Source organism: Corallococcus sp. RDP092CA (assembly GCF_041903675.1).
Lineage (GTDB): Bacteria > Myxococcota > Myxococcia > Myxococcales > Myxococcaceae > Corallococcus.
In genome coordinates, this window is sequence record NZ_JAYESI010000002.1 from 234,515 (window position 1) to 254,467 (window position 19,953).

The following is a 19,953-nucleotide window of genomic DNA, read 5'->3' on the forward strand; positions in this document are numbered from 1 at the left end:
CCCCGTCCGTTGACGACGCGCTGTACCTGTGTTCAGGCTGCCTGCTGGGAGCCCGCCATGTCCCCTCAAATCGCCCTCGCCTTCACGTCGGAGTCCGCGGCCCATCCGGCGCTCGCCGCCTTCCACCCGGTGGTGCGGCGCTGGTTCGCCTCCCGCCTGGGCGAGCCCACGCGCCCGCAGCTTGAAGGCTGGCCCCTCATCCACGCGGGCCACGACGTGCTCATCGCCGCGCCCACCGGCAGCGGCAAGACGCTCACCGCGTTCCTCGCCGCGCTGGACTCGCTGTTCCGCCTGGCGCTCGACGGCACGCTCGCCGACCGCACCCAGGTCCTCTACGTGTCGCCCCTGAAGGCCCTGGGCAACGACGTGCAGAAGAACCTCCTCCAGCCGCTGGAGGAGCTGATGACCCTGGCGCGCGAGGAGGGCTACGAGCCCCAGCAGCTGCGCGTGCAGGTGCGCACCGGCGACACGCCCGCGGGCGAGCGCGCCCAGATGGTGCGCCGCCCGCCGCACATCCTCATCACCACGCCGGAGTCCCTCTACCTCTACCTCACCGCCGAGCGCGCCCGCGCCACCCTGCGCCACGTGCGCACGGTCATCGTGGACGAGATCCACGCGCTCGCCCGCGACAAGCGCGGCAGCCACTTCGCGCTGTCCATGGAGCGCCTCAAGGCCCTCACCGACGTGCGCCCCCAGCTCCTGGGCCTGTCCGCCACGCAGAAGCCGCTGGACGCCATCGCGGGCTTCCTCACCGGCGCGTCCCTCACCGAGTGCAAGCGCGTGGAGGTGGGCCACCAGCGCCCGTGGGACCTGACCGTGGAGATCCCGGACGCGGAGCTGTCCTCCGTCGCGAGCCACGAGATGTGGGGGCAGGTCTACGACCGGCTGCTCCAGCTCTCCAGCGAGCACCGCACCACGCTCATCTTCGTCAACACGCGCAAGATGTCCGAGCGCGTGGCGCACGACCTGGGTGAGCGCCTGGGCCCGCAGTGGGTGGCCGCGCACCACGGCAGCATGTCCCGCGAGCTGCGCCTGTCCGCCGAGGAGCGCCTCAAGGCGGGCCAGCTCCGCGTGATGGTCGCCACCGCGTCGCTGGAGCTGGGCATCGACGTGGGCAACGTGGACCTGGTCGTGCAACTGGGCACCACCAAGGCCATCTCCGTGCTGCTCCAGCGCGTGGGCCGCGCGGGCCACCACAAGGCGGGCATCTCCAAGGGCATCCTCTTCGCGATGACGCGCGACGAGCTGGTGGAGTGCGTCGCGCTCCTCAACGCCGTGCGCGAGGGCGACCTGGACGCGGTCCGCATCCCCAGGAAGCCGCTGGACGTGCTCGCGCAGCAGATCGTCGCCGCGTGCGCGTGCGAGGAGTGGGACGAGCGCGCCCTCTTCAGCGTCTTCCAGCGCGCGTACCCGTACCAGGACCTCACCTGGGAGGAGTACCAGCAGGTGCTGGAGATGCTCTCCGAAGGCGTCTCGGAGCGCCGCGGCCGGGGCAGCATCCACCTGCACCGCGACCGGGTGAACCAGCGGCTCAAGGGGCGCCGGGGCGTGCGCATCACCGCGCTGACCAACGGCGGCGCCATCCCGGACACGTTCAACTTCGCCGTGATGGCCCAGCCCGAGGGCAAGGTGGTGGGCACGCTGGACGAGGACTTCGCGGTGGAGTCCTCGCCGGGGGACATCTTCCTCCTGGGCAGCACCGCGTGGCGCATCCAGCGCGTGATGGGCAGCACGGTGATGGTGGAGGACGCGAGGGGCGCGCCGCCCAACGTGCCCTTCTGGCGCGGCGAGGCCCCGGGCCGCACGGACGAGTTGAGCCTCCAGGTGGGCCGGCTGCGCGAGGAGCTGCTGCGCCACGACGACCCGGCGGGCTTCCTGGAGAAGCTCCTGCGCGTGCCGCCGCCCGCGGTGGACGCGCTGCTGGGCTACCTGCGGCTGGGCAGGAAGATGCTGGGCGACGTGGTGCCCAGCCACAACCAGGTCGTCGCCGAGCGCTTCTTCGACGAGGCGGGCGGCATGCAGCTCATCATCCACGCGCCGTTCGGCAGCCGCATCAACCGCGCGTGGGGCATGGCGCTGCGCAAGCGCTTCTGCCGCTCGTTCGACTTCGAGCTGCAGGCGGCGGCCACGGAGGACGGCATCCTCCTGAGCCTGGGGGAGCAGCACTCGTTCCCGTTGGCGGACATCTTCGACTTCCTGCACCCGGACAACGTGGAGGAGGTGCTGGTGCAGGCCATCCTCCAGTCGCCCCTCTTCGGCACGCGCTTCCGGTGGGTGGCGTCGCGGGCGCTGACGCTGCACCGGATGATGGGGGGCAAGCGCGTGGCGCCGAACCTCCAGCGCGCGCGCAGCGAGGACCTGCTGGCGGCGGTGTTCCCCGCGCAGGTGGGGTGCCAGGACAACCACGGCGGCGCGGACGTGGAGCTGCCCGACCATCCGCTGGTGAAGCAGACGATGGACGACTGTCTGCGCGAGGCGATGGACATCGAGGGCCTGCGCGAGGTGCTCCGGCGCATGAAGGACGGGCGCATCCAGCTGGTCGCGCGAGACGTCCCGGAGCCGAGCGTCTTCGCGCACGCGCTCATCAACAGCCAGCCGTACACCTTCCTGGACGACGCGCCGGCCGAGGAGCGCCGCGTGCGCAACGTGGCCCTGCGCCGCGCGATGCCGGCCGAGGACGCGGCGGCGTTCGGCGCGCTGGACGCGAACGCCATCCGGCAGGTGGTGGAGGACGCCGCGCCGCCGATGCGCGACGAGGACGAGCTGCACGACGCGCTCCTCCAGTTCGTGCTGGTGCGCGCGTCGGAGGTGCCGAGAGGCCTGGAGGCGGGCCTGTTCAAGCAGGGCCGCGTGGCGTGGCTGGAGCGGCAGGGCGGGCGGTTCCTGGTGTCGGCGGAGCGGGGCAACGCGGTGCGCGCGCTCTTCCCGGACGTGCTGACGCAGCCGCCGCTGCCGGTGCTGGAGTACGACCGGCCGGTGGAGCGCGACGCGGCGGTGCTCCAGGTGGTGCGCGGGCGGATGGAGATGGTGGGGCCCACCACGGTGGTGGAGCTGGCGCGGCTGACGCTGCTGGAGCCGGACGACATCAACCTGGCGCTGCACAACCTGGAGAGCCAGGGCAGCGTGCTGCGGGGCCAGTTCCGCGCGCAGGACGACGTGCCGGTGCCTCGGGACGCGGAGGGGAGCCCGGTGCTGGAGTGGTGCGACCGGCGCCTGCTCCAGCGCATCCACCGGCTGACGGTGGGGCGGCTGCGCCGCGAGATTGAGCCGCTGAGCCCGCAGGACTTCATGCGGTTCCTCTTCCGGTGGCACCACCTGGAGGACGTGGACGCGCTGCGAGGCTCCACGGGGCTGCTCAAGGCGGTGCGGCTGCTGGAGGGGTACGAGGCGCCGGCCTCCGCGTGGGAGCGCTTCCTGTTGCCCGCGCGCATGCGGGGCTACACGCCGGACCTGATGGAGCGCGCGTGCTACGCGGGCGAGGTGGCGTGGGGCCGGGTGACGCTGAAGGATCCGCCGAAGCTCCCGGGGCCGCGCCGGGGCGCGCCGGTGGAGGCGCCAGAGCCGGTGGTGGCGAAGCGGTCATCCCCGACGCGCAACGCGCCGTTGACGTTCACGGTGCGCGAGGACCTGGAGTGGATGCTGGCGGCGGCGCGTCCGCACGCGGTGTTGGCGGACGGGGGCGTGTGGATGCCGCCGGACCTGAGCGCGGCGGCGAAGGACGTGGTGGGCGTGCTGGAGCGGCGGGGCGCGTGCTTCTTCCAGGACCTGGTGACGCGGGCGCGGCGGCTGCCGGCGGAGGTGGAGGACGCGCTGTGGGAGCTGGTGGCGAAGGGGCTCGTCACGGCGGACGCGGTGCAGAACCTGCGCATCCTGCAGAGCCCGGCGCACCGCAAGCGGCAGAAGCTGCTCAACCGGGGCGGGCCGGGCCGCTGGAGCCTGCTGGCGCCGTCGGAGCCGAAGTCGCAGGAGGAGGTGACGGAGTCGCTGGCGAAGCTGTTCCTCCAGCGCTACGGCATCGTCTGGCGCGACCTGGTGATGCGCGAGTCGCTGGCGCCCACGTGGCGAGAGCTGCTGTTCGTCTACCGGCGCATGGAGGCGCGGGGCGAGCTGCGAGGCGGGCGCTTCGTATCGGGCTTCGTGGGGGAGCAGTTCGCGCTGCCGGAAGCGGTGGATATGGCGCGAGCGGTGCGGCGCGCCCCTCCGTCCGGCGTGCGGATCCAGTTGTCCGGAGTGGATCCGCTGAACCTCACGGGCGTGGTGACCCCGGGCCCGCGCGTGGCCGCGCTGCCGAACAACGTCGTCACTTATGTGGACGGCATTCCGCAGGGCGTGGACGCGGTGGAGGACACATCGGAGAACGAGGACGTGGAAGTCGATGGAACGCTCGCGCAGGTGAACTGACCAGCGCTGGAGCCGGACACGCACGGTTTGATTGGCGTCGGCGGTCTCCTTGCGGTGGGGCCATGGAGGCTGCGGTAGCGAGCATGTCCGGGATGCCGCTGGCGCTCGCTCGGATGGTTGCTGTTAAGACGTTGGTTTCTGAGTAATAGTTGTAAATATCACCAAGAATAGACTTAATCTAAATGGATTAATGGTCTTTAGCATTGAACTTGGCCCAGTTCGGACTTACACTGCACTGCGTCAGCTCTCCGAAGAGGTGCGGCGATGCAGAAGTGGATGGCGATGGTCCTGCTGGTGGCGGTGGGGGTAGCGGGAGTCGTGGTGGCCCCGGCGGCGCAGGTGAAGCAGGGTGGCCCCATCAACGCGGCGGACACCGCCTGGCTGCTCACCGCCACGGCGCTGGTGCTGCTGATGACGCCCGGCCTGTCGTTCTTCTACGGCGGCATGGTGCGGCTGAAGAACGTGGTCTCCACGCTGATGCAGAGCTTCATCGCCATGGCCGTCATCAGCGTGCTGTGGGTCGTCGTGGGCTTCAGCCTTTGCTTCGGTGACAGCTTCCACGGCCTCATCGGAGACCCTCGCACCTTCTTCATGTTCAGCGGCGTGGGCGGTGAGACGCACCCGGACCTCGCGCCCACCGTGCCCCTGCTCCTCTTCGCGCTCTTCCAGCTCAAGTTCGCCATCATCACCCCGGCGCTCATCACCGGCGCGTTCGCGGAGCGCGTGCGCTTCAAGGCGTACCTGCTCTTCATGGTGCTCTTCAGCCTCTTCATCTACGCGCCGCTCGCCCACTGGACGTGGCACCCGGAGGGCTTCCTGCGCCAGTGGGGCGTGCTCGACTTCGCGGGCGGTACCGTGGTGCACATGTCAGCCGGTCTCGCCGCGCTTGCGGGCGCCATCGTGCTCGGCCGCCGACAGGTGCACCTGACGCACGCCACGCATGCTCCCGCCAACGTCCCCTTCGTGATGCTCGGCACGGGCATGTTGTGGTTCGGCTGGTTCGGCTTCAACGCGGGCTCCGCGCTGTCCGCTTCCTCGCTGGCCACGCTCGCCTTCGCCACCACCAACACGGCCTCCGCCGCCGCGATGCTCGGGTGGATCGCCTTCGACTGGCTGCGCGGCAGGAAGCCCAGCGCCATGGGCGCGTGCGTGGGCGCGGTGGTGGGCCTGGTCGCCGTCACCCCCGCCGCGGGCTTCATCACCGTGGGGCAGAGCATCCTGGTGGGCCTCGTCGCCAGCTTCGTCAGCAACGCCGCCGTGCACTTCAAGAGCCGCACCGCGCTGGATGACACGCTGGACGTCTTCCCCTGTCACGGCCTGGGCGGCATCGTCGGGATGATCCTCACCGGCGTGCTCGCCAAGGACGTGGGCCTCATCCACGGCCAGACGCGCACCTTCCTCATGCACCTGCTGGCGCTGGTCATCGTCTCCGTCTTCTCCTTCGTGGGCTCGTACATCCTGTACAAGCTCGTGGACCGCATCGTCCCGCTGCGCGTCACCCGTGAGCAGGAGGAGGAGGGCCTGGACCTGAGCCAGCACGGCGAGACCGTGGGCGAGGTCCCCACCGTGGCGCTCGTCGTGCCCCCGCCGCCCGCGCCCGCCGCGAGCGCGTCCTCCGCCCCGGAGCCCTCCGCTCCGACGGAGCCCGTGCCCGCGTAGCGCGCTTCCCCTGCGGATGCCGTGCACACGGGGCCCCTCGCTCCACGCGGGTGGGCCCCGTGGTGCGTTGGGGCTCCACGCGGGTGGGCCCCGCGAGGCCGGGGCCTGTCGGAAAGGGAATGGGCGGAACGCCCGCTGCTCACTCGCGAGGGCAGCCCCCTGTTGGAGCTACGCCCTGGCTTCGGGACGCGGCTCAGGAGCCGCCGCTCGACTTCCTCCAACCGGCCCGCGTCCACAGACCTTCAGAACGCGCAGTCCTGGCCGCGCGTGGGCAGCACGGAGGCGGTGCCGGACAGCCAGGTGTCCAGCGCGCGCGCCGCCTCGCGGCCGTCCGCGAGCGCCCAGACGATGAGGCTCGCGCCCCGGCTGGCGTCGCCCGCGCAGTACACGCCCGGCGCGGAGGTGGCGAACCTCGCGTCCACCTGCACCGTGCCGCGCGGCGACAGCGTCACGCCCAGCTCCTCCACCAGCCGGTCCGTGTTCGGCCCGGTGAAGCCCATGGCCAGCACCAGCAGGTCCACCTCGAACACCTGTTCGGAGCCCGGCACCTCCACCAGCTTCATCGCGCCGCCCGGCTCGCGCTGCACCTCCACGCGCACCGCGTGCAGCCGCTTCAGCTGGCCGTCCTCGCCCTCCAGTCGCTTCGTCATCAGCGCGAAGGCGCGCTCGCCGCCCTCCTCCTGGCTGGACGACGTGCGGAACACCAGCGGCCAGCGCGGCCACGGGTTGTCCTTCGCGCGCACCGGGGGCGGCGCGGGCAAGAGCTCCACCTGCGTCACGCTCGCCGCGCCCTGGCGCAGCGCCGTGCCCAGGCAGTCCGAGCCTGTGTCGCCGCCGCCCAGGATGATGACCCGCCTGCCCCGAGCTTCCAGGCGGGCGTCCGGCGCCGCGCCCGCCGTCACCACCCGGTTCTGGTGCTCCAGGTAGTCCAGGGCCTGCACCACGCCGGACAGCTCGCGGCCCGGCACATCCAGCTCTCGCGCCTTGCGCGCGCCCAGGGCCAGCACCACCCCGTCATGCTGCTCGCGCAGCGCGCGCCAGCCCGGCGTGACGGCCACGTCCTTGTCCGTGCGGAAGACGATGCCCTCCGCCTCCAGCAACGCGAGCCGACGGTCCAGCACCGCCTTCTCCAGCTTGAAGTCCGGGATGCCATAGCGCAGCAGGCCTCCGGCGCGGCTGTCCTTCTCGTACACCGTCACGCTGTGCCCGGCCGCGTTGAGCTGCGCCGCCGCCGCCAGGCCCGCGGGCCCGGAGCCCACCACCGCCACGTGCTTGCCCGTGCGCCGCGCCGGAGGCCGCGCCTTCACCCAGCCCTCCGCGAAGGCGCGCTCCGCGATCTCCTTCTCCATCTGCTCGATGGTGACCGCGTCCCGGTCGATGGCCAGCACGCACGCGGCCTCGCACGGCGCGGGGCACAGCCTCCCGGTGAGCTCCGGGAAGGTGTTGGTGCGGCTGAGCACCTGGTACGCCTCCCTCCACTGGCCCCGGTACACCGCGTCGTTGAAGTCCGGGATGAGGTTCCCCAGGGGACAGCCCTGGTGGCAGAAGGGGATGCCGCAGTCCATGCAGCGCCCCGCCTGCCGCTTCGCCTCGTCCGCCGACAGCGGCAGGTGCAGCTCGCGCCAGTCCTCCAGGCGCTCCACCTTGTCCCGCTTGGGCGCGTTGACGCGCTGCCACTCCATGAAACCCGTGGGCTTGCCCATCGCTCAGGCCCCCCCGCCAACGACGTGGAGCTGCTGCACGCCCGACGTGGGGGGCGGCCTGCGCGCCGCGCGCCGCGCCTGGAGCACCCGCTTGTAGTCGGACGGCATCACCTTCATGAACTGCGGCACCATCAGCTCCCAGTTGTCGAGCACCCGCCGCGCGAGCGCGCTGCCGGTGTGGTGCAGGTGGCGCTCGATCATCCCGTGCACGAGCCAGATCTCCGACTCGTCCACCAGCGACTCCAGCTCCACCATCTCCAGGTTGCAGCGCTCGCGGAAGGAGCGCTCGCGGTCCAGCACGTACGCGGTGCCGCCGCTCATGCCGGCCGCGAAGTTGCGGCCCGTCGGGCCCAGCACCACCACCACGCCGCCCGTCATGTACTCGCAGCCGTGGTCGCCCACGCCCTCCACCACCGCCTGCGCGCCGCTGTTGCGCACCGCGAAGCGCTCGCCCGCGAGGCCCCGCAGGTACACCTCGCCGGCCGTGGCCCCGTAGAGCACCGTGTTGCCCACCAGCACGTTCTCCTCGGGCGCGAAGCGGCTGCCCTCCGGCGGGTAGACGATGATGCGCCCGCCGGACAGCCCCTTGCCCAGGTAGTCGTTGGTGTCGCCCTCCAGCTCCAGCGTCACGCCGGACGCGAGGAACGCGCCGAAGCTCTGGCCCGCGGAGCCCTTCAGCTTCACCCGCAGCTTCCCGTCCGGCAGCCCCTGCGCGCCGTGGCGGCGGGCGATCTCCCCGGACAGCATGGCGCCCACCGCGCGGTGCGTGTTCGCCACCGGCAGCGTCAGCAGCAGCGGCGGCCCGCCCGCGAGCACCGACTGCGCCTTCTCCAGCAGCGCGTGGTCCAGGTGGTCCGCCACGTCCTTGCGGTGCGGCGTCTGGCAGTGGCGCGGCTCGGTGACCGGCGCGGCTGGCGCGGTGAGCAGCGCGGACAGGTCCACCTTGCGCGCCTTCCAGTGGTCCACCGCCGCGCGCTGGCGCAAGAGGCCCACCCGGCCCACCAGCTCATCCAGCCTGCGCACGCCCAGCCTCGCCATGTGCCGGCGCAGGTCCTCCGCGAGCAGGAGGAAGAAGTTCACCACGTTCTCCGGCGTGCCCTGGTAGCGCTCGCGCAGGGCCGCGTCCTGCGTGGCGATGCCCGCCGAGCAGGTGTTGAGGTGGCACTTGCGCAGCATGATGCAGCCCACGGACACGAGGCTCGCGGTGGCCAGGCCGAACTCCTCCGCGCCCAGCAGCGCCGCCACCAGCACGTCGCGCGCGGTGCGCAGGCCGCCGTCCACCTGCACGCGGATGCGCGAGCGCAGGCCGTTGTGCACCAGCACCTGCTGCGTCTCCGCCAGCCCCAGCTCCCACGGCAGGCCCGCGTGCTGGAGGCTGGAGAGGGGCGAGGCGCCCGTGCCGCCCTCGTAGCCCGCCACCACCACGCAGCCCGCGCCCGCCTTGGCCACGCCCGCGGCGATGGTGCCCACGCCCACCTCGCTCACCAGCTTCACGCTCACGCGCGCCTTCGCGTTCACGGACTGGAGGTCGTAGATGAGCTGCGCCAGGTCCTCGATGGAGTAGATGTCGTGGTGCGGCGGGGGGGAGATCAGCGTCACGCCCGGCGTGCTCCAGCGCACGCGGGCGATCCGCTCATCCACCTTGTGCCCCGGCAGCTGGCCGCCCTCGCCGGGCTTGGCGCCCTGGGCCATCTTGATCTGGAGCTCGTCCGCGTTGACCAGGTACTCCGCGGTGACGCCGAAGCGCGCGCTGGCCACCTGCTTGATGGCGCTGCGGCGCGAGTCGCCGTTGGGGTCCTGGGTGTAGCGGCGGGACTCCTCGCCGCCCTCGCCGCTGTTGGAGCGGCCGCCCAGCCGGTTCATCGCGATGGCCAGCGTCTCGTGCGCCTCCGCGCTGATGGAGCCGAAGGACATGGCGCCGGTGACGAACCGCCGCGCCAGCTCCAGCGCGGGCTCCACCTCCTCCAGCGGCACCGGCGTGCGGCCGTCCGTCACCACGTCCAGGAGGCCGCGCAGGTTGCTGTGCTCGCGCGTCTCGTCGTCCGCCAGCCGCGAGTACTCCTGGAACAGCGCCGCGTCGTTCGCGCGCACCGCCGCCTGGAGCTTCGCCACGGTGGCCGGGTTCCACTTGTGCCGCTCGCCCTGGCGGCGCCAGCGGAACTGCCCGCCCACCGGCAGCAGGTCCTCCTCGCCGTCCGCGCCGGGGCCGAAGCCGCGCGCGTGCCGCTCCGCCACCTCGCGGCCCAGCTCCGGCAGGCCCACGCCCTCCACGCGCGACGACGTGCCGGTGAAGTGCTTCTCGATGAGGCTTCGCTGGAGGCCCACCGCCTCGAAGAGCTGCGAGCCGCGGTAGGACTGGAGCGTGGAGATGCCCATCTTGGACATCACCTTGAGCAGGCCCTCCTCCAGGCCGTGGAGGTACTGCGCCTGCGCCTTGTCCGCGTCCACCTTCAGCCCGCCCGCGTCCGCCAGCGCGCGCAGCGTGTCCAGCGCCAGGTACGGGTTCACCGCGGACACGCCGTAGGCGAACAGGCACGCGAAGTGGTGCACCTCGCGCGCCTCCGCCGTCTCCAGCACGATGCCCGTGTACATGCGCGTGCCGTCGCGCACCAGCCGCTGGTGCACCGCGGACACGGCCAGCAGCGCCGGGATGGCCGCGTGCGCCGCGTCCACGCCCCGGTCGCTCAGGACCAGGATGCTCGCGCCCGCGTCCACCGCGTCCACCGCCGCCGTGCACAGCCGCTCCACCGCGACCTCCAGCGCCGTGGCCGCGCCGCCCGCATGCGGGTAGAGCAGGCTGAGGGAGCGCGGCTCGAAGAGGCCGGTGTCGCCGCGCAGGTTCGCCAGCCGCGCCAGCTGGCCGTTGGTGAGGATGGGGCCGGGCAGCGACAGCCGGTGGCACTGCTCCGGCGTCTCCTCGAAGGTGTTGCCCTCCGGGCCCAGCGCGGTGGCCAGCGTCATCACCAGCGCCTCGCGCAGCGGGTCGATGGGCGGGTTGGTCACCTGCGCGAAGAGCTGGTGGAAGTAGTTGAAGAGGGTGGGGGCCTGGTCGCTCAACACCGCCAGCGGCGTGTCCGTGCCCATGGAGCCCGTGGGCTCCTTGCCCGTCTCCGCCATGGGGATCAGCGTCGCGCGGACGTCCTCGTCCGTGTAGCCGAACGCGCGCTGGAGCCGCCACAGCGCCTCGCCCTTCACGCGCGCGGGAGCGGGGACCGCGGGCAGGTCCTCGAAGGTGAAGACGTTGCGCTGGAGCCAGCGGCGGTAGGGCCAGCGCGAGGTGATTTCGCGCTTCACCTCCTCGTCCTCCAGGATGCGCCCCTCGGTGGTGTCCACCAGCAGCATGCGGCCCGGCGTCAGCCGGCCCTTGCGGCGCACCTGCGACGGGGGCACGTCGATGACGCCCGTCTCCGACGCCAGGATGACGCGGTCGTCCTCCGTCACCAGGTAGCGCGCGGGGCGCAGGCCGTTGCGGTCCAACGTCGCGCCGATGAGCTGCCCGTCCGTGAACGCGATGGCCGCGGGGCCGTCCCACGGCTCCAGCAGGGACGCGGAGTACTCGTAGAAGGCGCGGCGCTCGTCGCCCAGCTGCTTGTGCCCCTCCCACGCCTCCGGGATCATCATCATCATCGCGTGGGGCAGGGTGCGGCCGCCCAGGTAGAGCAGCTCCACCATGTTGTCGAACTGCGCGGAGTCGCTCTTGCCCGGGACGATGATGGGCCACAGCGGCTCCAGGCTCCCGCCCAGCTTCGCCGTCTGCAGCAGCCCGCGCCGCGCCGTCATCCAGTTGCGGTTGCCGCGCAGGGTGTTGATCTCACCGTTGTGCGCGATGAAGCGGAACGGCTGCGCCAGCTCCCACGTGGGGAAGGTGTTGGTGGAGAAGCGCGAGTGCACCAGCGCCAGCGCGCTGACGAGCTCCGGGTGCCGCAGGTCCGCGTAGAAGCGCGGCAGCTGTCGGGGCAGCAGGAGCCCCTTGTAGATGAGCGTCTCCGACGAACAGCTGGCCACGTGGAAGCGCCCCTGCGGATCCACGCCGCGCGCCAGCACGCGGTTCTCCACCAGCTTGCGGATGCGGTAGAGCTTGCGCTCGAAGGCGCTGGGCACCACGCGGCGGCGCGCGATGAAGAGCTGCCGGATGACCGGCGCGGCCTGGCGCGCGAGCGGCCCCAGCTCCTCCGGCGCCACCGGCACGTCGCGCCAGCCGAGCAGCCGCTGCCCCTCCTCCACCACCACCTCCTCGAACAGCGCCTCGCACGCGCGGCGCGCCTCCGGCTCCGGCGGCAGGAACACCTGCGCCACGCCGTACTGGCGGCGCGGCGGCAGCTCGAAGCCCAGCCTCGGCGCCTCATGGTTGAAGAAGCGATGCGGCAACTGCACCAGGATGCCGGCCCCGTCGCCCGTCTCGGGATCGCGCCCCGCGGCGGCGCGGTGGCTCAGCCGGTTGAGCAGCTCCAGCGCGTCCTCCACGATGCCCCGGGAGCGCTGGCCCCGGAGGTGGGCCACGAACCCCACGCCGCAGGCGTCATGCTCGGTCTCCGGCTCATACAGCCCGTAGCGCGGAGGGAGGGTGAACGGCATCGTCAGGTCCCCTTTCCCGGATGACGCGGGAAGCCAAGCTGTGGAGCATCCAGGCTAACGCGGCGTGTCGCGAGCCGTAAAGACAGGGTGGCTCAGGGGGTCGAGCCACCGCGTGCAGTGGTGCCGGGGAAACAGGCCCCTCGTGAAGCCTCACGCCGCGTGCGGCTCCCGTCGCGTGAAGGAGCGGGAGGCCAACACCCGCCCGCGATGAACGGCCAACAGTCGACGCAATCGGTTCTTTCCAGCCGCCTCCCCGCTTCCCATCCTCCGGCGATCTTGGACCTGCTGCAGCGGCTGAAGACGGAGACGCGCCCTCACCATGAGCGCACGGAGGGCGTGGTGCGCCTGATGGACGCGCACCTGACGCCCGCGGACTACCGACGCCACCTGGAGGACTTCCACGGGCTCTACCTGCCGTTGGAGGCGCGGCTCGCCAAGCCCCTGTCGGCCCTGGAGCCGGCGTTGGGCCTGGAGGCGCGCTGGAAGACGCGGCTCCTGGAGGAGGACCTGCGCGCCCTGGGGCACGACACGGGCTCGCTCGCGCGACTGCCGCGGGCCGCTCCGCTGCCGGCGCTGACGGGGCTGGCGGAGGCGCTGGGCTGCGCGTACGTGCTGGAGGGCGCCACGCTGGGCGGCCAGCTCATCCTGCGCCACCTGCGGCGCCACTTCGGTCCGGACGCGCGCGTGGGGACCTTCGCCTTCTTCCGAGCCTACGGCGACCAGGTGGGCCCCATGTGGCGCGCGTTCGGCGACGCCCTCACCCAGGCGTCCCAGCGGGCGGCCTCCGACACCTTCGACGCGGCCGTCGTGCAGGGCGCCCGCGACACCTTCGACACCTTCACCGCCTGGATGACGCGGACGCGAGCGCACGATGTCCCCGCCCGTCTCTGATGCCGACCTCAGCGGCTGTGACCGTGAGCCCATCCACCTGCTGGGCGGCATCCAGCCCCGGGGCGTGCTCGTCGCCTTCCAGGAGGACCCGCGGGCCGTCGCGGTCGTGAGCGCGAACGTGGCCGCGCTGCTGGGCGCCGGGCCGGACGCGCTCCTGGGGCAAGCCCCTCGCGGACGTCCTGCCGCACGGGCTGCGCGCGCGTGGAGGCGGGCGCGGGGGCGGGGCCCGTCGTCGCGGAGACCCCGCGGGTCGCGCCGGAGGGGAGCGGCCCCGCGCGGCCCGCGCCGTAGCGCGGCGCCTCAGGACACCGCGGGCACGCCGCCGCGGAGCATGAAGAACACCACCACGCCCGTCACGCTCACGTAGAGCCAGATGGGCGCCAGCCACCGCGTCACCTTGCGGTGCCGGGCGAACTGCTGCCGCCAGGAGAAGTAGAAGGCCACCAGCGCCATGGGCAGCACCGGCATGGACAGGAGCACGTGGCTGGCCAGCAGCGTCAGGTACAGCCCGCGGAAGTCGCCCACGTAGCGCGTGTCCCCGTGCACGAAGTGGTACGCGAGGTAGCCCACCAGGAACAGCGATGACGCGATGAACGCGCTCACCATCAGGTTCTGGTGCACCTTCCGCGCGCCGCGCTTGATGGCCACCCAGCCGCCCAGCAGCAGCGCCGCCGCCGTCGCGTTGAGCCCCGCGTTCACCGCCGGCATGAACCGCAGGTCCACGCCCATCCCCGCGCCTCCGCGCCGGATGAGCAGCAGCCACGCCAGCAGCGCCAGCGCGCCGGCGGACACCACGCCGATCGCGACGAAGAAGGAGCGGTCCTGGGCGGACGAGGACGCGGGGGAGAGCCCGGTAGCGGCGTTGGACATGGCCCCCCTTGTGGCTCGCGTCCGGGCCCTCTTGCAACAGGTCCGCCCGGCCGGGTCCCGCTAATGCCTACATGTGGGCTGAATGGAATCTGTTAGGCCAACTGGATTTCAATCCTGAAATTCTTTCATACTCCGGTTCACTTTTTCACCCCCGACCCCCCTCTCGGAGGTTCCCGTGTTCAGCGTGCGATGCTTTGCCCCTCTGGCGAGCGCCGCGCTCCTGCTCGCCCTGCCCGCCGCCGCTGAAGAAGCGGTGTGCGCCCCCGTGGCGAAAGTTCCCTTGGAGCGGCATCTTCGTCAGCTTTCCCTTGACTTGCTGGGACGCCCTCCAACGATGGAGGAGTACAAGGCGTTCCAGGCGAAGGGCTCCGTCACCGCGGACGACGTCCGCGCGATGATGAAGGACGAGTCCTTCTACGCCCGGATGCGCGAGTACCACCGCGCGCTGCTGCGCTCGAACATCAACTCCAGCGTGCAGGGCAACGGCGACTACCGCGTGTCCGGCACGCCGCTGAGCTTCGCCGGCAACAACTCCAACGCCCTGCGCGGCGGCCAGAGCCAGCGCTGCGACGGGGAGATCGAGCAGGACAACTGCAAGGCGAAGCCCCAGGACGCGCACCAGGGCAACTCCACGCCCCCCCAGTGCCGTGACGCGCAGGGCGTGCCGCTGCCGGTCAGCTACGACTACGACACGAACTACTACCAGTGCCGCCAGCTGGACGTGAACGCCACGGCGCCGGAGCTGAAGTTCGCGGACTGCAACGCGCTGAAGGCCAGCGCGACGTACGGCAAGTACGTGAACTTCTGCGACAACCGCTACCTGGCGTCCGCGGGCAAGTCCGTGGGCTACCTGTGCCTGCCGGATCCGACCAAGAACACCACCAACGTGCTGGTGGCGGAGCCGGCCACGGGCGTCATCACCGCCTGGGTGAACCCGGATCAGAGCGCGAACCTGAAGCGGCTGGACCGCTGCGGGTTCGACATGTCGAAGGACGGCAACGGCAAGCCGAACCCGGCCGGCACCTGGACGCCCCAGCGCGGCTGCGTGCAGCGCGAGGGCTACGTCACCACCACGGTCCAGCCCTACTGGTCCACCACCACGGAGCCCGTGAAGCTGTGCGCCATCGAGGCGCAGAACCGCGCGACGAACCCCTACGACGGCAGGTCCTGTGAGACGTCGCGCTTCAACGGCGACCGCACCTGCGGCTGCGGCGACAAGCTGCGCCGCTGTGAGATCTCCGACGTGCACACCGCGCGCGTCACCGCCTTCAACGAGGAGCCGCTCTTCATCACGGACTCCGTGGTGCGGAACGACGAACCCTACTTCAACATCCTCACCACCCGCCGCTCCTTCGTGAACGGCCCGCTGTCGGAGTTCTACCGGCAGCGCCAGGGCGCGGGTGTCTTCAGCGTCAAGGCCCCCGCGGACACCGCGGTGCTGCCCGCCGTGACGTACGCGAACACCGCCCAGTGGAGCGAGTACGTCCGCGACAGCACCCACTCCGGCGTGCTCACCACGCCCGCGTTCCTCTACCGCTTCCCCACGCAGCGCGCCCGCGTCAACGAGTTCTACGAGGCGTTCCTCTGCAAGCACTTCGCCCCGGCCGCGGACGCGTCCCTGCCGCCCCCGGACGACGCCTGCAACCGTGAGAACAACCTGGCCAAGCGCTGCGGCTGCAACTACTGCCACGCCACCATCGAGCCCACGGGCGCGCACTGGGGCCGCTACGCGGAGCGCTCCGCGCTGTTCCTCTCCCCGGACCAGTTCCCCCGCCTGGACGTGAAGTGCCGCGACTGCGCCCTCGCCGGCAACACCAACTGCGACGGCGAGTGCAGCCAGTACGTGATGCAGGCCTTCGACGGCGACGGCGCCAACTCGCTGGGCCTGCTGAAGACCTACCTCTACCGCACCGCGGACGAGGAGAAGAACATCGAGGGCGGTCCGCAGGCGCTGGTGCAGCGCATGATGGAGACCGGAGACCTGGAGCGCTGCACCGTCAAGCGCATCTGGAGCGAGTTCCTGGGCCGCGCCATGACGACCGAGGAGCAGCGGCTGTACCTCCAGCAGCTGTCGCAGGACTTCGCCAGGAACAACCACAGCCTCAAGGGCCTCATCGAGCAGGTGGTGATGTCCGACGCGTACCGGAGGATCGACTGATGCGCCGCCTTCTGCTGACCGCGCTGCTCGCGCTCGCCACGGGCTGCACCCAGGGCTCCGTGGACGCTCCCGCCAAGCCCGTCCCCCTGGACGCCCAGCTGGACCCGGTGCCCAACCCGCACGGGAACTCGGACCCCATCGACCCGCTGCCGGACCCGGAGGCCCAGGGCGGCAGCGTGGGCCGCGCGCCCCGCCGCCTCACCGTCGCGCAGCTCAAGGAGTCCATCAAGATCGCCGTGGGCATGGAGTGGGACGAGCTGGAGTCCCGCGCCCAGTCCCTGGGCCGCGCCGACTACGCGCTCATCACCTCGGAGAACACGGAGCCCAACCTCGTCTTCGCCCGCTTCCTGGACGACGGCGCGCGCAAGGTCTGCATCACCCAGGCGCAGAGGGACATCGCGCAGGCGGACGTGAGCCTGCGCACGCTGGGCCGCACGCTGCCCTCGCCCATGAGCGACCTGACGAAGCTCACGGACGCGCAGGTGGACGAGACGCTCGTGTACCTGTCCACGCGCTTCTGGGGCGCGCCGCTCGCCGGCGAGGAGCTGGCGCGCTACGCGGCGTTCTTCCGCAAGGCCGCCGCCCGGGCCGAAACCCTCAAGAAGCGCGATCAGGCGCTGGCGGTGGTCTGCATCGCCATGCTGACGGACTCGCGCTTCATCACCTACTGACCTTGACGGTGCCCGCGATGAAGAAGACGCGCCAAGACGACCTCTGCTGCCCCGAGCGCCGCACCTTCCTCAAGGCCGGAGCCGGCTTCATGGGCTCCCTCCTGCTGGGAGGCATCCCCTTCAAGGCCGTGGCCCAGGCCACGAACCTGGCCCCGCCCGACCGCTGCTTCGTCTTCGTGTATTTCAACGGAGGGTGGGATCAGCTGCTCGCGTTCGACCCGCGCGACCCGGCGGTGTTCACCGCCGACCGCGTCAGCGAGACGCGCATCATGCCGGGCTACAACCTGCTCACCGACTCGCGCTTCCAGCAGACGCCCATCCTCCCCAAGACGCGCGCGGGCGCCGAGGCCCCGACGATGACCTTCGGGCCCGCGGTGGGCGCGCTGGCGGACCACTACGACCTGATGACGGTGGTGCGCGGCATCAACATGAGCACGCTCACCCACGAGGTGGGCTACCGCTACTTCCTCACCGGGAAGATGCCCATCGGCAGCGCGGCGCGGGGCTCCTCCACCGCCACGGAGATCGTGGGCCAGATGAAGCCCACGGTGCCCATCCCGTCCATCGCCCAGGGCGTGGAGTCCTACAACGACCGCTACGGCGGCTACGCCAACGCGCTGCGCGTGAGCGGCCTCGCGGACCTGGTGCTCACGCTGGACCCGCCCGTGGCGTCGCGCCAGCTGGACAGCGAGATCGAGAAGAGCCTCATCGACCTCAACGGCATGCCCATCACCTGCGAGGAGCAGGCGCTCACCACGCGGGGCGTGGGCACCGCCTACGAGAGCAGCCGCGGCCAGATGCAGACGGTGATGGAGAACAAGCTGTCGGACTCGTTCCGCTTCCAGCTGGCGGCCAACCAGTCCGTGCGCGACTTCTACGGGCTCAACGGCCAGTCCTACCCGTACAACACCGCCGCGGGCCGCGCGGCCATGGTGGCCACCGCCCTGAAGAAGGGCATCAGCCAGTGCGTGTCCATCAACCTGGCCGGCGGCCTGGACACCCACTTCGGCACGCAGCAGACGCACGCGACCAACCAGCGGGCGGGGTTCGACGCGCTGAACCTGCTGGTGAATGACCTCCGCCAGACGGCGCACCCCGGCGGCGGCAACTTCATGGACCACACCACCATCCTGGTGTTCAGCGAGTTCGCTCGCACGCCCACCATCAACGCCACGGGCGGCCGCGACCACCACCTGTCCAACAGCTGCCTGCTGATGGGCGCGGGCATCAAGCACAACCGGGTGGTGGGCCGCAGCGGCGACATCGGCATGTCGCCGGGCCTGGTGGACCTGCGCACGGGCGACAATGATCCGAACGGCTCCAACATCTTCCCCGAGCACATCATCGCGACGGTGCTGGCCTCGGCGAAGCTGGACTACAGCATCACGCGGGTGGACCCGCTGCGGTTCATCCTGGCCTGAACCTCGATGAGCACCTCCCTCTCGCGTCCCCGGCCGCGCCACGGCTCCCCCACCGTGGCGCGCTTCCTCTCCCCCTCGCTCCTGCTGTTGTCCGCGGTGCTGCTCACCGCGTGCGGCGAGGACGCGCCGCCGGGCAGCGACCCGGCGAAGCCCGCGGCCTTCACGGCCACCCAGGTCTCCACGACGCAGTCCCTGGCCGCGGTGCCCGGCTTCGCGGACCAGTCCGGCGGCGGCATCTTCGCCACCGCGGCCGGCGAGGCCGTGCGCCTGCGGCTGGACGGCACCAAGGCCGCGCTCGCCCCCCACCCGCAGAACGAGGCGACGCTGGGCGCGGTGCGCGCCACCTTCCGCCTGGGGCCGCACAGCGCCCTGGTGGAGACGGACAGCGGCCTGTTCCTGGCGGACCAGGGCTGGCTCATCGAGCCGCTGTGGCAGGAGGTGCTGGGCACCGGCATCATCGCCACCGCGCAGACGGCGGACGGCGCCGCCTGGCTTGCCCACCCCAAGGGGCTGTTCCAGATCCAGGGCGGCGTGCTCGCGTCGCTGAAGCTGTCCGGGCAGCCGCTCACCGGCATCACCGCCATGGCGGCCGCGCCCGCGGAGGACGGCCTCGCGGGCCTGTGGTTCGCGCGCGAGGGCCGGCTCAACGTGGTGGTGGCGTCCTCGCCGGGCGTCTACCAGGTGCGTGGCTCGGACGCGCCGCTCGGCGCCGGTGAGACGGTGCGGGCGCTCGCGGGGCTGGGCGCGAGCACGAGCGCGGCCGGCGAGGTCTGGGTGCTCACCAGCACCCGCGTGCTGAACCGGAACAAGGACGGCTGGAGCACGGTGGAGCTGCCGGCGCTGCCCGAGCAGCTGCTGGGCGCGGGGCGCTACCTCTGGGCCCGCGCGGGCGACCGGCTCTTCACCTACGACGCGGACGCGAAGGTGTGGGGCTCCGCGCAGGGGCTGCCCTCCGGCGCGGTGACGCTGCTGGCCGCGGACGAGAGCGGCTGCGCCTGGGTGCGCGTGGGCGAGCAGTCCCTGGCCATCAGCCAGACGCCCGCGCCGCGCGTGACGGGCCTGCACCAGGGCATGCTGGTGGTGGAGGACGGGCTGGTGGTCCAGGCCCGCCTGCCGCCGGGCACCCCGCCGAAGAGCGTGGTCTTCCAACTGGAGGGCCAGGAGGTCGAGGCCACCGGGCCCGCGTACAGCATGGGCGGCCTGGAGGCGGACGGCGAGACGCTCAAGGCGTTCTCCTTCTCCACCCTGGCGTCGGGCGGCCACACGCTGAGCGTCGTGTCCCGCTTCGAGGACGGCACGGAGGCGCGGCGGCAGCTGCCCTTCGTCTACCAGCCGCTCACCACCGTCCCCAGCTGGGCGCGCGACATCCGGCCCATCCACGAGGCCCGCTGCGCCAAGTGCCACACCACCAGCCCTGGCCGCCCGCTGAACACCTACGAGCTGTGGAAGTCCAACGCCCCGCTCATCAACGCGGCGGTGCGCGACCTGCGCATGCCCGCGGACGGGCCGTTGGATCCGCAGGGCATCGCCCTCATCCAGCGGTGGGTGTCCTCCGGCACGCTGCCCTGACGTCCCCCCTTCACGCCTGCTTCCCCGAGTGCATC

The 19,953-nt window shown here is 71.8% G+C and carries 11 protein-coding genes; 8 read left to right on the forward strand and 3 right to left on the reverse strand.

Annotated elements, in window-relative coordinates; translation table 11 throughout:
- The first annotated feature begins 57 nt into the window (after positions 1-57).
- A complete protein-coding gene (locus U8525_RS03270; RefSeq protein ID WP_374261014.1) occupies positions 58-4,401 on the forward strand; it encodes a DEAD/DEAH box helicase in 4,344 nt (1,447 codons plus the stop codon).
- A gap of 264 nt (positions 4,402-4,665) precedes the next feature.
- Complete coding sequence (locus tag U8525_RS03275; protein WP_374261017.1) at positions 4,666-6,060, forward strand: ammonium transporter; 1,395 nt, start codon at positions 4,666-4,668, stop codon at positions 6,058-6,060.
- A gap of 242 nt (positions 6,061-6,302) precedes the next feature.
- Here U8525_RS03275 and U8525_RS03280 read toward each other — a convergent pair whose 3' ends face one another.
- A complete protein-coding gene (locus tag U8525_RS03280) occupies positions 6,303-7,763 on the reverse strand; it encodes a glutamate synthase subunit beta (RefSeq protein WP_374261020.1) in 1,461 nt (486 codons plus the stop codon).
- Between the two features lie 3 nt (positions 7,764-7,766).
- Positions 7,767-12,338 carry a glutamate synthase large subunit gene (gltB, locus tag U8525_RS03285; RefSeq protein ID WP_374261022.1) on the reverse strand — a complete coding sequence of 1,524 codons (4,572 nt, stop codon included), beginning with the start codon at positions 12,336-12,338 and terminating at the stop codon, positions 7,767-7,769.
- Positions 12,339-12,614: 276 nt separating this feature from the next.
- Between gltB and U8525_RS03290 the strand changes: the two genes are divergently transcribed.
- Together U8525_RS03290 and U8525_RS03295 are read left to right on the forward strand one after the other, a co-directional pair.
- Positions 12,615-13,229, forward strand: coding sequence for a biliverdin-producing heme oxygenase (locus tag U8525_RS03290; protein WP_374261024.1), 615 nt, complete (start codon positions 12,615-12,617; stop codon positions 13,227-13,229).
- Positions 13,210-13,596, forward strand: coding sequence for a hypothetical protein (locus U8525_RS03295; protein WP_374261027.1), 387 nt, complete (start codon positions 13,210-13,212; stop codon positions 13,594-13,596). Before U8525_RS03290 ends, U8525_RS03295 begins: the two co-directional genes overlap by 20 nt.
- Here the strand turns inward: U8525_RS03295 and U8525_RS03300 are convergent.
- A complete protein-coding gene (locus U8525_RS03300; RefSeq protein WP_374261030.1) occupies positions 13,530-14,099 on the reverse strand; it encodes a DUF420 domain-containing protein in 570 nt (189 codons plus the stop codon). The genes U8525_RS03295 and U8525_RS03300 overlap by 67 nt on opposite strands.
- Positions 14,100-14,433: 334 nt before the next feature.
- Between U8525_RS03300 and U8525_RS03305 the strand changes: the two genes are divergently transcribed.
- The 4 genes from U8525_RS03305 to U8525_RS03320 are packed head-to-tail and all read left to right on the forward strand — an operon-like array spanning position 14,434 to position 19,918.
- Positions 14,434-16,257 (forward strand): DUF1585 domain-containing protein, encoded by a 1,824-nt coding sequence (locus tag U8525_RS03305; protein WP_374261033.1) that lies wholly within the window; start codon positions 14,434-14,436, stop codon positions 16,255-16,257.
- Entirely contained in the window at positions 16,257-16,928 is a 672-nt protein-coding gene (locus U8525_RS03310) for a hypothetical protein (RefSeq protein WP_374261036.1), read from the forward strand. The genes U8525_RS03305 and U8525_RS03310 overlap by 1 nt, the downstream gene beginning before the upstream one ends.
- A gap of 17 nt (positions 16,929-16,945) precedes the next feature.
- On the forward strand, positions 16,946-18,349 hold the full coding sequence (locus tag U8525_RS03315) for a DUF1501 domain-containing protein (protein ID WP_374261039.1): 1,404 nt from the start codon (positions 16,946-16,948) through the stop codon (positions 18,347-18,349).
- Between the two features lie 6 nt (positions 18,350-18,355).
- Positions 18,356-19,918 carry a hypothetical protein gene (locus U8525_RS03320; protein ID WP_374261042.1) on the forward strand — a complete coding sequence of 521 codons (1,563 nt, stop codon included), beginning with the start codon at positions 18,356-18,358 and terminating at the stop codon, positions 19,916-19,918.
- Positions 19,919-19,953: the final 35 nt, after the last annotated feature.